The sequence below is a fragment of the Nitrosospira sp. Nsp18 genome (assembly GCF_900103145.1).
Lineage (GTDB): Bacteria > Pseudomonadota > Gammaproteobacteria > Burkholderiales > Nitrosomonadaceae > Nitrosospira.
Genome location: NZ_FMWY01000006.1, coordinates 89,529 through 102,193, shown reverse-complemented (window position 1 = coordinate 102,193; position 12,665 = coordinate 89,529). Strand labels below are relative to the sequence as shown.

The following is a 12,665-nucleotide window of genomic DNA, read 5'->3' as shown; positions in this document are numbered from 1 at the left end:
GCGAAAGTGTGAGCAAGCATATTGCAAATGAAAACGAGCGTGTCATGAGTTCTCCATACGGGGGCCTGTTTGTCCCATTCTCGATTTGATATCCTTTTTTCCGCCGTGGTATTTTTTTACAACATTTGACGTCAGATACCCGGCCTGATCAGGCGGGCCGTGGCCAAAAATCGGGATTTTTCGGCAATAACAGTGTCGGTGATGATAATGATAATAATAATCACTGTCAATAAGAGGGGAAGTGCCTCTTGGAGCGGCCCCCGAAAGCAGCATGGGCCTCTTGCTGCTTCATATTCTCAAGACGTGGAAAGATGAGGTGGGAATTAACTTTTTGTGATAAAACGGCGAAGAGTTTTTCCGCTTATGTTTCCGCCTTCCGGATTGATTTGAACTCTTTCGCCCGTCTTCTGCGACTCTCTTTCGGATCCACCATCAAGGGCCGGTAGATCTCCACACGGTCGCCGTCACAAAGAATCGTTCCATGCTGGACCAGCCTGCCGAATATGCCAAGTTTGTTGTGGGCCAGGTCTATTTCCGGGAAGAGATCGATGATTGCGGAAAGCTCCACAGCCTGTCTCGCAGTTGTTCCGGGCGGCACACTTATCCGCCGCATAATCTGGTTCTCCGGTAAAGCGTAGACGACTTCGATCTCGATCTTGTGTTCACGAACTCCCATAAACTTCTTCCGCACGCTCGATGAATGCGTCCACAAGATTATTGGCAATGATGAAAAATACCGGACCCACCAGTTTTTCGAGAATCATGTGCGCAAACGTATAATGCAAACGAAATTCGATCTTGCAGGCGTTCTCTGCCAAAGGGGTAAAACGCCAGTGACCGTCGAGGTTCTGGAACGGGCCGTTCAGCAGCGTCATGGTGATCAATTCCGGCGGATGCCTGATATTCTTGGTAGTGAAGCTATGCTTGATGTGGTGATAATTGATCTGGACCGTCGCATGCGTAATCGAATCATTTTGTGGAGTGACGGATGAACCGCCACACCACGGCAAAAACTTGGGATAGTCTTCCACTGCATCCACCAATGCAAACATCTGGCTCGCAGAATGCCCTATCAGTACTGACTTTTCGATTTCAGCCATAAGATAAACTGCCCGCATCGAACGAGACAGTATTGAAAGCTGTTAAAATACACGAAACCCGCGCGGAACTCACCCTTTTTCTTCCAATACATGAGCATTGTTCAGAATAAAAAAGCTTTTCATGATTATTTTATCGAAGAGAAGCATGAAACCGGCGTAGTTTTCGAAGGTTGGGAGGTCAAAGCGATCCGCGCGGGACGGATTCAGTTAAAAGAAGCTTACGTCGTCATCCGTAATAGCGAACTGTTCCTGATCGGTTGTCATATAAGCCCCTTGCTGGCAGCTTCCACCCATATCCAGCCGGATCCGGTTCGTACCCGCAAGCTGCTGTTGCATGCCGAAGAAATTAAACGGCTTATCGGCAAGGTTGAGCGTGCGGGATACACATTGGTGCCGCTGGATATGCATTATAAGGCGGGCAAAATCAAGCTTGAAATCGGCTTGGCCAAAGGCAAGAAGCAGCATGACAAACGTGAATCCGAGAAACAGAAAGAGTGGGTGCGCGACAAACAACGTCTAATGCGCGCGAAATAAATCCTCGAATCCCCAGGCTTAAAAAATCTTTAGGCGGCGCGTTTCATTCGCCATCGTTAATTTCCGCATATATAGTTAACTTCCAATTTTATCATGCATAAACCCATCGCTATCTGGTTGCTTGTTTGCTGCGCTCTGGTATTTGCCATGGTGGTGGTCGGAGGTGTTACCCGGCTCACCCATTCTGGACTGTCCATTGTCGAATGGCAGCCCATCGTCGGCACCATGCCCCCGCTCGGCCAAAGTGATTGGGACGAACTTTTCGAAAAATACCATCAGACGCCTCAGTATAAAAAAATCAATGTCGGCATGAGCCTGGAAGAATTCAAAGGCATTTTCTGGTGGGAATATTTTCACCGCCTATTGGGGCGGGTCATCGGATTGGCTTTTTTTGTGCCCTTCGTATATTTCATTGCAAGAAAGGCAATTGACAAACCATTGGGCCTCAAGCTGGCCGGGATTTTTCTTCTGGGGGGGTTGCAGGGCGGGATGGGTTGGTACATGGTAAAGAGCGGGTTGGTGGATAATCCGCATGTAAGCCAATATCGGCTAACAGCCCATCTGGGGCTGGCTTTCGCCATCTATGCCGCTATGTTCTGGGTGGCGCTAGGGCTGCTTTATCCCGTTGGCACATCATTAACCAGCAGCGGATTAGGCAGTTTACGCCGTTTCTCGAATGCGCTGACTACCCTGATATTCATAATGATTTTATCGGGAGGTTTCGTGGCGGGTATCCAGGCAGGTTTTGCCTATAATACTTTTCCCTTGATGAACGGCCACATCATTCCGCCCGAAATATTCATACTGGAACCATGGTACCGAAATTTCTTCGACAACATGGCAACGGTTCAATTCGATCACCGCCTGATTGCCTGGATGCTCGCAATCCTTATTCCAATTTTCTGGTTTAAATCCCGAAAATTACCACTTTCAGGTTCGGCTCGCCTCGCATGCACGCTGCTATTGGTTATGCTTGGCATACAGATAAGCTTGGGAATCTCCACATTATTGCTTGTCGTCCCTCTGCCGCTGGCGGCAGCTCATCAAGCGGGAGCGGTGCTGTTGTTAACCGCAGCACTCTGGGTAAATTACCAGTTACGCCGTTAACCAATAGATGTTGCAATTGGCGGCGCGTTTGGGTTGCTGCGGACGATAGAGAATCAATGACGAACGTCAAGGGAGCGATGGCGCCTTGGCTTGGGAAGCTTCACGGCAAAGGTGGCTGGGGGCAAACGGCCATTTCTCATGCGAGAAAACAAGGTAAAACTAGCAGGTAGGGCGGCAATAGCGAATTGCTTCGTTATTGCCGCCCTAAAACACTTTATGTACCTTACGTTTAGATGTTCTGCATCCAGCAGGGCAGATGGAGACCGGGGAACTCACACCTTGGTTGAACAGATGCTATCCTGATTAGGGTAGTTGCTGATCAATTACCACATTGATACCCTTGTCACCTATCCTGACTGGTTGGCTGAACCCTTGCAGATCGCCACTTTGTGGCATAGGTGAGCCGGATTTTGAGATTCTGGCGCCTACCACCATCTCGTCCGCAAAACTGGAGAGCTGCACGCCAGATCTGGCCATCGCATCGCTCAGTGAAAAAGTCGCCGGTAAGTCCTTGACCTCCATGCGCAAAGTCGCCAGCGGCGCCTTTGGCCCCACTTTAGCGCGAGCGAATATATAAAGGCTATCGTTGGGTGAACTTTTGCCAGCCAGTGCGGGACTCAACGTCACTTTACCGGAAAGTGTGCCCGACGAGGTCGAGGCTGCGGCGCCCGCAACCGACTCGGGCTTATTAGCAGCAGGAGGAGTCCGGTTGCTGGATGGCTGATCCTGTGCTCCTGCCATTAAACTACCTTTTCCTGAAGCCAGGGATTTCGCTTCCGCAATACTGTTCCTGACTGATTCCGCCAGCTCTGACTCAGAAGGTGGAATAAGCGCCAGTAGTTTTTCCCAGTAGGCGGCAGCGTCCTTGAACCTTCTCCGCTCAAATTCAGCCGTGCCTGCCAGCGCCAACGCCTTGGGATTGCCGGGATCGAGGCGCAATGCTTTATTGATCAGCTCGAGAGGTTCCCCCAACAGGCTGCCGTTATTCGTCATTGCCAAGATGTCGGCATAATCCGTAATGACCTGGGAGTTGTCCGGGCTCAGGGCAAGCGTTTTCTCATAAGCATCCTTTGCTTCGTCGAAGCGCTGCATCATTGCGTAGGTTCGTCCCAGCATGAGCCAGCCTTCCGGGTCATCAGGCTGGTTTTTGAGCCGCTCTATGAGGTTTTCCAGCACTGCCGAAAAATTAGGATGACCTTCCTCTGCGGACATGGCGGCCTGTTCAACCGGCGGCTGTGGTAATAAAGCTTTTGTATTGCCCAGCCAGAGATAAAGCGAAACTGCCAGCAGCGGCACGGCGAGTGTTGTTAGTGTAATGGTTGCAACATTGCGGTTCCCGCCCGTTGCTGCTGCCTCCATAACCTCTCCATCGGGAATATCCTGCAACATCCGTTGCTGTAATTCCCGTTTGCTTTGTTCGTATTGCTCATGAGTCAGTATATCGTTGCGCAAGTCGCTATCGAGTTCGGCCAGTTGATCGCGATAAATACTGACATTGGTCGCGTCGCGCGCCACACCAGCTTGGCGATCTCTTTTACTCCACAGCGTAGGAAGAACGAACAGCAAGGCACCGACAATAAAGATGCCGGCGACAACCCAAAATGACGTCATGCGTTATTACCCTTGCTTCCCTTTAGCAGGGACTCAGCCTGCTTGCGTTGTTGTTCGGATAGCATTGGTTCTTCAATCTGATTCCGGCGGCGCTTGAGATAAATGACCAGCAGTACCGCCCCAATCAGAAGAAAGATAAACGGACCGAACCATAAGAACATGGTTGAAGACTTGACCGGAGGACGATAGAGTACGAAATCGCCATACCGCGCCACGAGAAAGTCGACAATCTCCTTATCGCTTTTGTTTGCGTGCATCTGTTCGCGGATTTCGCGCCGCAGGTCATTGGCGAAATCAGCCCGTGAACCCGCCAGCGATTCGTTTTGGCATACGAGGCAGCGTAAATCTTCGGACAATGCGATCATGCGCCTCTCGATCTCGGGATCTTCAGCCACCGGCGCTGCTTCCTTGGCCCAGCCGTAAGGTACCAGGAGCATCAGGGCGAGCAGCAAGGCAAGTTTTTTCATGTTGACAAAACTCATCCCTGCAACTCCTTTACCAGCGGCAGAATTTTCGTTTCAAGTGCTTCCACCGTTACCGGACCAATCTGTTTGTAACGGATGACTCCGTTTTTATCGATGACATAAGTTTCCGGAACACCATATACACCATAGTCTATGCCCGTCCTGCCTTCCGGATCTCTGGCGCTTGCAGTGTAGGGATCACCGAATTGCCTGAGCCACTGCAAGGCCAGATCGCGTTCGTCCTTGTAGTTGAGGCCGTAGACCGGGACTATTCCCGACCTGGCCAGATCAACCAATACTGGATGTTCCTCGCGGCATGAGACACACCACGACGCCCATACGTTCAGAAGCCAGACCTTGCCAAGATTATCTTTGGAAGTCAGCATCTTTTCCGAATCGTGTAATTGCTCCAACCGGAATTCAGGGGCCGGTTTTCCGATTAATGGCGAGGGAACCTGCCGGGGATTGAGATTCAGGCCAATAAGCAGAAACACAACAAGGACAATGAATGCCGCCAGCGGCAGCAGGAAACGCATCATGCCTTTCCGCTCCTGGTAATCAAAGGCGCCGCAGGAACTGTTCCAACCTTGCCACGCTTGCCGGCTTTGCCCACCGTTTTTTTGTCGTCAACAGGTTCGCGTTGTTTGCGTGGAGAGAGACGATAACGCCGATCGGTCACAGCCAGGGCGCCGCCAAATGCCATCAGCAGACATCCAAACCAGATCCAGTCGACGAACGGTTTATGATAAACACGCACTACCCATGCTCCGTTTTCCAGAGGTTCGCCCAGAGCAACATAGAGATCACGCCAAATGCCGGTATCTATCGCTGCTTCGGTCATAGCCATTCCCGATGCGTTGTAAACGCGTTTTTCCGGTTCCATGACGCCCACTTTTTTACCGTCACGCAACACATCCATATTGCCGATATCCGCTACGTAATTCGGGCCCGGTCCCTTCTTTGCACCGTTGAAATGGAATGTATAGCCTCCTACTTCGACGGTATCGCCGACTTCCATACGCACGTCTTTCTCGGTTTCATAACCGCCAACCAGCGTTACGCCGATAACGAACACCGCTATGCCCAGATGTGCGGCATGCATGCCGTAATAACTACGTGACTGCGCGGCAAGTTTCGCGAACAAACCCTTTCTGCTACTGCTTTGCAGGCGATGTATCAGACTGACGATTATGCTGGCGATGACCCAGAAAGCAAGCAGCAGACCGAAACTTACGAAAGGTTTCCATTCGCCCATGACAAACGGCATCAAAAGGGCTGTCACCAGACTTACGACGAAAGCCCAGCGTAAGCGTATCGCAAGTTCAGGCAGGTTTGCCTGTTTCCAGCGGGCGAGGGGACCTACCCCTATCAGAAAAATCGCTGGTGTCATCAGTGGCACAAATACAGTCTCGAAGTAAGGCGGCCCAACCGATAATTTACCAAGCTCAAGCGCATCCATAATCAGGGGGTAAAGCGTGCCCAGCAGGATGCTGCCTGCCGCCACCATGAGCAATAGATTGTTTGCGAGCAGCATGGATTCTCTCGACACCAGTTCAAACTTGCCGCCCAACCCGATCTTTGGCGCACGCCAGGCAAAAAGCAGCAGTGAACTTCCGATGACGATAACCAGAAAAGCCAGAATGAAAATGCCTCGTTTGGGATCGGTTGCGAACGCATGAACGGAAGTCAGCACGCCCGAACGGACCAGGAATGTACCGAGCAGGCTCAAGGAAAACGCGCATATAGCCAGCAGTACGGTCCAGCTTTTGAAGCTGCCGCGTTTTTCCGTTACCGCCAGGGAATGAACCAGCGCCGTGCCAACCAGCCAGGGCATGAAAGAAGCGTTCTCCACCGGGTCCCAGAACCACCAACCGCCCCAACCAAGCTCATAATAGGCCCACCAGCTTCCGAGCATGATGCCGATAGTAAGAAACAGCCAGGCGACTGTAGTCCATGGGCGCGACCAACGCGCCCAGGTTGCATCCATTTGCCCGCTAAGCAGCGCGGAAATAGCGAAAGCAAATGCGACCGAGAAGCCTACGTAACCCATATAGAGCATGGGGGGATGAACGACCATGCCTGGGTCCTGCAGCAGGGGATTGAGATCGCTTCCCTCCATGGCGCCCGGCAACATCCGGTCAAAGGGGTTCGAGGTGAAAAGCATGAATAACAGAAAACCTACGCTCACCAGGCCCATGACGCCCAGTACCCGCGCTACCATCTCATTCGGCAGGTGACGGCTGAACACGCTGACCGCGACCGACCAGGTCGCCAGCATTAATGTCCACAGCAACAGGGACCCTTCATGCGAACCCCATGTTGCGGCAAACCGATATTCCACCGGCAGTTTCGAATTCGAATTCTGAGCGACATTTATAACCGTGAAGTCGCTGTTGACGAATGAATAGGCGAGGCAGAAAAATGCGATGAGGACAAACACAAACTGTCCCTGAACCACCGGACGGGCCAGCGCAATCCATGAGGGAATGGCACGGGCTGCCCCGATAATGGGCAGGGTGCCTTGTATAAGCGCTAGCAGCAGGGCGAGGATCAGAGCGAAATTACCAAGTTCTGGAATCATGGCTAAGGTTATCGGTTAGGTTTATGGATTTGGAATCGGAACTGAGGCCAGGCAGATTCAGGAAAGTTTTCCTGAACCTGCCTGGTCTTGCACTATTTGTGCTATTGCATCAGCACGGTTTTACGTGCCTTGTCCGCCTGATCGAGGGCGCTGGCGGCTTCCGGCGGCATGTAATTTTCATCGTGTTTCGCAAGCACCTCATCTGCGCGAAAAACGCCATTCTGCGCGAGCTTTCCCTGAGCTACCACGCCCTTGCCTTCCTTGAACAGATCGGGAAGAATGCCCGTGTATACGACCGGGATAACCTTTGCGGTATCCGTCACCACGAAGTTCACTGTCACGCCATCATGCTGCCGTTTGACGCTTCCTTCCTCCACGAGCCCGCCGATACGAAAGCTCTTACCCACCGGCGCTTCGTTGTTTGCTACCTGGGTGGGGCTGAAGAAAAAGACCAGATTGCTCTGGAATGCATTCAAAACCAATATCGAAGCAACGCCTAATGCAGTCACGCTTGAAGCGATAATTGCCAGTTTTTTATGACGTGGTTTCATTTCCCTTCTCTTGTTTAGTTGACTGATGAATCAGACTGAGATGTCTGAGCAAAGTTCGCTTGCGGTTAAAAACCAGAACAATTTCTCCGACAATGCAGAGGAGCGACACCAGATAGGATCCCCATACGTAGAATCCATATCCACCCATATCGAGAAAATTTGCCACGCTTGTCCAGTTCACGAAGCCACCCCTACCCCTTCTTGTAACTCACCTACCCACGCCGTATGACGCTCGCGTTCCAGAATAATTGTCCGCGTGCGGATCAGTACCACAGCGATCGCATACATCCAGCATGCGATGGACATGATGAGCATGCCGGTCAGCATGGTGGTAGCCATCTTCGGCGATTGCGTCACGCTGACGGAGGCACCTTGATGCAAGGTGTTCCACCATTTTACGGAGAAATAGATAATCGGTACGTTCACCACCCCCACCAGCGCAATCATTGCCCCGGCTTTGTCGGCACGGCGTGGGTCGTCTATTGCAGCCTGCAACGACATGAAACCGATATAGAGAAACAGCAGGATCAATTCCGACGTAAGCCTCGCATCCCATACCCACCACGCTCCCCACATGGGTTTGCCCCACAGTGCGCCGGTCCATAAGGCGAGAAACGTAAACATTGCTCCTGTCGGGGCGATCGCGGTGGCTACCATGGAAGACAGGCGCGTATTGAATGCAAGGCCGATACCGGACCACATCGCCATTACCACATACAGGAACATGGACATCCAGGCGGCAGGGACGTGAATGAAAATGATGCGATAGGCTTCACCCTGCTGAAAATCGGTCGGCGCTACAAAAAACCCGATATAAAGCCCCACCGCGAACAATATAATCGCGGCAACGGAAAAAAGCGGGATCATTTTACCGGCAAGAAAATAGAAACTCGCCGGGGAGGAATATTTGAACCAGTTAATCGCCATGTCAAAAAATACTGAACTCCATATTCGAGGTTTTGCGCCTCACGTGCTTAGCTTTAAATTTTAACCTAAAAACCTTAAATTCCGAATTGGTTTTTTATTCCATCGAAATCCGCAATGATACGGCCGCCGTCCATGGCGCCAAGGCCAGAGACGCCAGCAGAAAAGCGCCCAGCAGCGACATATGCGCCGCAGCTCCCAAGCCCGCCACGCTCGATTCCACTGCGCCCGCGCCAAATATCAATACCGGAATATATAGCGGCAGCACCAGCAGTGACACCAATACACCCCCCCCTCTCAATCCCAAAGTCAGCGCCGCACCGATGGCGCCTATCAGACTTAAAACCGGCGTTCCCAGCAATAATGAAGCCGTCAGCACCTGCAGCGCGTCCGCCGACAAATCATATTGGATACCCAGCACCGGAGCCATCAGCACAAGGGGCACTCCTGTCACCAACCAGTGAGACAGCGCCTTGCCCAGCACCAGCAGGGATAGTGACTGGGGCGACAGCAGCATCTGTTCCAATGTGCCGTCCACGTAATCGCTGGAGAACATCCGCCCCAATGACAACATCGAAGCGAGAAGTGCGGCAACCCAGACGACGCCCGGCGCCATGGTTCGGAGCATACTCATCTCCGGGCCCACGCCGAGGGGGAAAAGGCTCACCACAATGATGAAAAAAAACAGTGTGGTCAAAACATCTGACCGCCGCCTCATCGCGAGCAGAAGGTCGCGCTGGATTATCCAGAAAAACATGTCAGGCGAGTTGCAACCGCTGGGTTGCAGAGGCAGTTATGTCGATCTCCTGGTGCGTTGTCATCACTATCATACCGCCGTGTTCCAGGTGCCGCTCCATTAAACCCTGTATCAGCTTCACTGCGGCAGTATCAAGCGCCGTCAAAGGTTCGTCCAGTATCCATAACACGGTCTTACATACCATCAGGCGTGCCAGCGTTACCCTGCGCCGCTGCCCTTGCGACAATACTTTGGCGGGCAATAACTCGCGTCCCCCTAATCCCATGTGTTGCAGCGCTTCATGGGCTTTATGTTCATCGATTTCCGCTCCTGCCAGTGCGCTGGAAATACGCAGATTCTCGATGGCGGTCAAGTCGTCCTTTACGCCGCTTAAATGACCGAGATAGGTCATCGCGCCATAATAGTCTCCGCCAAGCGAACGAATTTCAGCACCATTCCAATGAATTTCCCCTTGAGCTGGTAGTGCCAGACCGCACAGCATGCGTAGAAGGCTGGTTTTGCCGCTCCCGTTGGGGCCTTGAACCTGCATCAATCCACCTGATTCGAGGGAGAAATTGATATCCCTGAATAATCGGCGGTCACCGCGCACGCACGTCAGGTTGTGTCCTTGCAGCGTTGGCATTGTCGAAGCAAAAGACCGGCATTATAGCGTATCGACGCGAACTTACGCGATTACGACCGCAATGAAGAGATGCGAATGTCTCTTTGCTTTCAAATAAAGGCTCAACAGGGGAGCTTCGGCGGTTCGCAACCGAGGTAGCGACGCGCAGGGTCGCCAGTAAGCGAAGGGAGCTGCACGCTATGTCTTGATAAGTTCCAGGTGGCAGTTCGATGGCTCAATGAAGATGCTCTCGCAAAACCAGCCGAACAGTATATCGTGAAGGGATGACTTGCATATCGGACCGCGGCGGTGAATTGGTGTCAAAAGATTCAGACGGCGCGATGCGCTGCTTTGGTACCGCTACCTGTTAACTCCAACTAACTCTGTCCAACCAAAATGCCCAAGAAAATATGCAATAAACATAGATCGCTTGTTTTCGCGTACCTATTGCCCATAGCATTCAAGCTAGGTGTCGGCGCCGCCTTGCTTGAACATCGCCGCAGCACGCTGCTTGATTTCATCCAGGGAGAGATCTTCCTTGTGAGTCGCGAGGAACCAGATATGCCCGAAGGGGTCTTCCAGCCCCCCTGTCCGGTCACCGTAAAACTGATCCTGGACCGGTCTGATGACCTCGGCGCCCGCACTTGTGGCCTGGGCAAACATTGCGTCCACATCCTTGACGTATAAATGAAGACCCACCGGCGAACCAGCTCCGGATTGCGAACTACGAAATATGCGTTCCCCGCCGAAATCATCAGCCAGCATAATTCGGGAATCGCCGATTTGAATTTCGGCATGCCCGATTTTCCCGCCAGGCGCGCCCATTCTAAATAATTCCACCGCGTTAAACGCCCGCGTGTAAAATTCTATGGCCTTGGCCGCGCCGTTAATCATCAGGTATGGCGTTAATGTATGGTAACCATCGGGTATGGGTTTAGTTGTCATATCTGCACTCCCTTTTTTCCAAGGTTCTAAATCGTGGCGGCATAAAGTATTTTGGTACTACATTCCTGTGCCGTCACTCATCGGATAACCAGCAAAGTCATCAAATAGCCAATAAAATTATTTGGTTATCCCAATAAATTATTTGGTTAACTTCGTGTGTAGAAGATTAGCATAGCCGCATCCACCGTCGCGTTCTGTATCACGTGGACAGGTTGTTGCGTTCCAGCGCCAACCGGTCCCAGTGCGCCAGGGTGGCGGCAGCATCGTAAGTGGTCTGAAGAAATGAGAGCAGTGCCTGTGCCGGGTGGTCAGCTGTTCGCACAGCTTCATAAGGAAGAATGAATTCCCCAAGCTTGTCGTGGAAATACGCAGCTTCCGGCTGAACGGGATATTTATCGAAACCAGCAGGGGTGGGATAAGCATAGGCGTAAAAGGCTGCTTCGCCCAAGCCTGTCCCGGGCCAAAAGCCAGCGCTCGACACCTCATGAGAGTAGGCCTCTTCCATTATCCTGTTAGCGACGTTGGGTGCCCCGCCCGGATGCTTCGGTGCGGTTCGCCCGGAAAACCGGGTCACAGCCAGATCGAATCCGCCCCAAAATAAATGCACCGGGCTCACCTTGCCGATGAAGCGGGCGCGGAAATCCTTGAAAACGTTATCCGCATGCACGAGCGCATGCCAGAATCGGGAAACGGCATTGGCATCATAGCTCGCATGTTGGGTATCTTTTTCGAATGGTATTGCTACTTCCACCTCAACCGGCCGGGCGAAAATCTTGACCTCGATACCCAACTGGGCAAGTGCTTCCATTGCTTCGCGGTAGAAGCTCGCGACCGGCATGGGCTCCAGCATAAATGCGCGATCAGTGCCTTGCGAGGTGGTGATGCGCAGTAAGTGGGCAATAAAGTCGAAGTCGATGGCAAACGTAAATTTTCCGTAAGGGATGGGTGAGGTTGTAAGGCCGCGCGTGGTGATATAGAGGGTAGAACCCCAACCGTGATTGATATTCGGAGAGAGCGCCAATCGGATTTTGCCGACAATCTGTGTCCACATGTGGACGGTAGCACAAGTGTCCTGCCAGTCCTTCAGTGCGGGCAAGTTGGGCCAATCGTTCGAGTCGGCAATATAATTCGAAGTCATGGTCGTATCCTTTCAATGCCGGTGCTAAAGATCCACTGCAGGGCAAGGGCCGCACGTTCCAGCCTCGTGATCGTAGCATCCACATTCTCCGGTTTCTTCGTTACACACCACTGTAATAACGAAAGGGCCATCAGCGCCTGCTGCACCTGAAGACGATATTTGAAATTTTGTCCAGGGCACAGGGGTACCGTGCAAGCGATTCATTATCGTACTCATCTCCTGCACGTTACCGGTAATTTTTTCAAATAATCGAGCCATACGAACCCGATCTTGACCCTTGAGGCGCTTCAATTTTTTTTGCACGGATTGATCAGATTGAGCAGATTGCGCCGGTTGCGCAGATTTAGTGGAC

Annotated in this window: 15 protein-coding genes; 2 read left to right on the top strand and 13 right to left on the bottom strand. The window is 52.1% G+C overall.

The features are described from left to right. Positions 1–361 precede the first annotated feature (361 nt). Positions 362–676: an RnfH family protein gene (locus tag BLS94_RS04450; RefSeq protein ID WP_090957968.1), complete on the bottom strand. Its 315-nt coding sequence runs from the start codon at positions 674–676 to the stop codon at positions 362–364. Beyond that, positions 663–1,100: a type II toxin-antitoxin system RatA family toxin gene (locus tag BLS94_RS04445; RefSeq protein WP_072766792.1), complete on the bottom strand. Its 438-nt coding sequence runs from the start codon at positions 1,098–1,100 to the stop codon at positions 663–665. Before BLS94_RS04445 ends, BLS94_RS04450 begins: the two co-directional genes overlap by 14 nt. Positions 1,101–1,190: 90 nt before the next feature. Between BLS94_RS04445 and smpB the strand changes: the two genes are divergently transcribed. Then, positions 1,191–1,634 carry an SsrA-binding protein SmpB gene (gene smpB, locus BLS94_RS04440; protein ID WP_090957966.1) on the top strand — a complete coding sequence of 148 codons (444 nt, stop codon included), beginning with the start codon at positions 1,191–1,193 and terminating at the stop codon, positions 1,632–1,634. A 93-nt stretch (positions 1,635–1,727) separates the two neighbouring features. After that, on the top strand, positions 1,728–2,741 hold the full coding sequence (locus BLS94_RS04435) for a COX15/CtaA family protein (protein ID WP_090957964.1): 1,014 nt from the start codon (positions 1,728–1,730) through the stop codon (positions 2,739–2,741). A gap of 303 nt (positions 2,742–3,044) precedes the next feature. Here BLS94_RS04435 and ccmI read toward each other — a convergent pair whose 3' ends face one another. From ccmI to BLS94_RS04380, 11 genes are all read right to left on the bottom strand, one after another. Next, positions 3,045–4,352, bottom strand: a complete 1,308-nt coding sequence (gene ccmI, locus BLS94_RS04430; protein ID WP_090957962.1) for a c-type cytochrome biogenesis protein CcmI — start codon at positions 4,350–4,352, stop codon at positions 3,045–3,047. Then, positions 4,349–4,834 carry a cytochrome c-type biogenesis protein gene (locus BLS94_RS04425; RefSeq protein WP_371130218.1) on the bottom strand — a complete coding sequence of 162 codons (486 nt, stop codon included), beginning with the start codon at positions 4,832–4,834 and terminating at the stop codon, positions 4,349–4,351. Before BLS94_RS04425 ends, ccmI begins: the two co-directional genes overlap by 4 nt. Further along, on the bottom strand, positions 4,831–5,355 hold the full coding sequence (locus tag BLS94_RS04420; RefSeq protein ID WP_072766796.1) for a DsbE family thiol:disulfide interchange protein: 525 nt from the start codon (positions 5,353–5,355) through the stop codon (positions 4,831–4,833). The genes BLS94_RS04425 and BLS94_RS04420 overlap by 4 nt, the downstream gene beginning before the upstream one ends. After that, positions 5,352–7,397 (bottom strand): heme lyase CcmF/NrfE family subunit, encoded by a 2,046-nt coding sequence (locus tag BLS94_RS04415; RefSeq protein WP_090957960.1) that lies wholly within the window; start codon positions 7,395–7,397, stop codon positions 5,352–5,354. The genes BLS94_RS04420 and BLS94_RS04415 overlap by 4 nt, the downstream gene beginning before the upstream one ends. A gap of 101 nt (positions 7,398–7,498) precedes the next feature. Then, complete coding sequence (gene ccmE, locus BLS94_RS04410; protein ID WP_025039521.1) at positions 7,499–7,948, bottom strand: cytochrome c maturation protein CcmE; 450 nt, start codon at positions 7,946–7,948, stop codon at positions 7,499–7,501. Continuing rightward, on the bottom strand, positions 7,932–8,096 hold the full coding sequence (gene ccmD / locus BLS94_RS04405; RefSeq protein WP_256325285.1) for a heme exporter protein CcmD: 165 nt from the start codon (positions 8,094–8,096) through the stop codon (positions 7,932–7,934). Before ccmD ends, ccmE begins: the two co-directional genes overlap by 17 nt. A 29-nt stretch (positions 8,097–8,125) precedes the next feature. Further along, entirely contained in the window at positions 8,126–8,875 is a 750-nt protein-coding gene (gene ccmC / locus BLS94_RS04400; protein WP_090957956.1) for a heme ABC transporter permease CcmC, read from the bottom strand. A gap of 94 nt (positions 8,876–8,969) precedes the next feature. Next, positions 8,970–9,629 (bottom strand): heme exporter protein CcmB, encoded by a 660-nt coding sequence (gene ccmB, locus BLS94_RS04395; RefSeq protein WP_090957954.1) that lies wholly within the window; start codon positions 9,627–9,629, stop codon positions 8,970–8,972. Position 9,630: 1 nt separating this feature from the next. Then, entirely contained in the window at positions 9,631–10,251 is a 621-nt protein-coding gene (gene ccmA, locus BLS94_RS04390; protein WP_090957952.1) for a cytochrome c biogenesis heme-transporting ATPase CcmA, read from the bottom strand. A gap of 444 nt (positions 10,252–10,695) precedes the next feature. Next, complete coding sequence (locus tag BLS94_RS04385; protein WP_090957950.1) at positions 10,696–11,175, bottom strand: VOC family protein; 480 nt, start codon at positions 11,173–11,175, stop codon at positions 10,696–10,698. Positions 11,176–11,374: 199 nt separating this feature from the next. Beyond that, positions 11,375–12,313 (bottom strand): DUF5996 family protein, encoded by a 939-nt coding sequence (locus BLS94_RS04380; RefSeq protein WP_090957948.1) that lies wholly within the window; start codon positions 12,311–12,313, stop codon positions 11,375–11,377. Between the last annotated feature and the right edge of the window lie 352 nt (positions 12,314–12,665).

Coding starts and splice junctions, on each gene's coding strand:
- BLS94_RS04450 (WP_090957968.1), bottom strand. CDS start 676: ATGGGAGTTCGTGAACACAAGATCGAGATCGAAGTCGTCTACGCTTTA.
- ccmA (WP_090957952.1), bottom strand. CDS start 10,251: ATGCCAACGCTGCAAGGACACAACCTGACGTGCGTGCGCGGTGACCGC.
- ccmE (WP_025039521.1), bottom strand. CDS start 7,948: ATGAAACCACGTCATAAAAAACTGGCAATTATCGCTTCAAGCGTGACT.
- BLS94_RS04420 (WP_072766796.1), bottom strand. CDS start 5,355: ATGATGCGTTTCCTGCTGCCGCTGGCGGCATTCATTGTCCTTGTTGTG.
- ccmI (WP_090957962.1), bottom strand. CDS start 4,352: ATGACGTCATTTTGGGTTGTCGCCGGCATCTTTATTGTCGGTGCCTTG.
- ccmB (WP_090957954.1), bottom strand. CDS start 9,629: ATGTTTTTCTGGATAATCCAGCGCGACCTTCTGCTCGCGATGAGGCGG.
- BLS94_RS04380 (WP_090957948.1), bottom strand. CDS start 12,313: ATGACTTCGAATTATATTGCCGACTCGAACGATTGGCCCAACTTGCCC.
- BLS94_RS04385 (WP_090957950.1), bottom strand. CDS start 11,175: ATGACAACTAAACCCATACCCGATGGTTACCATACATTAACGCCATAC.
- smpB (WP_090957966.1), top strand. CDS start 1,191: ATGAGCATTGTTCAGAATAAAAAAGCTTTTCATGATTATTTTATCGAA.
- ccmD (WP_256325285.1), bottom strand. CDS start 8,096: ATGGGTGGATATGGATTCTACGTATGGGGATCCTATCTGGTGTCGCTC.
- BLS94_RS04425 (WP_371130218.1), bottom strand. CDS start 4,834: ATGAGTTTTGTCAACATGAAAAAACTTGCCTTGCTGCTCGCCCTGATG.
- BLS94_RS04445 (WP_072766792.1), bottom strand. CDS start 1,100: ATGGCTGAAATCGAAAAGTCAGTACTGATAGGGCATTCTGCGAGCCAG.
- BLS94_RS04435 (WP_090957964.1), top strand. CDS start 1,728: ATGCATAAACCCATCGCTATCTGGTTGCTTGTTTGCTGCGCTCTGGTA.
- ccmC (WP_090957956.1), bottom strand. CDS start 8,875: ATGGCGATTAACTGGTTCAAATATTCCTCCCCGGCGAGTTTCTATTTT.
- BLS94_RS04415 (WP_090957960.1), bottom strand. CDS start 7,397: ATGATTCCAGAACTTGGTAATTTCGCTCTGATCCTCGCCCTGCTGCTA.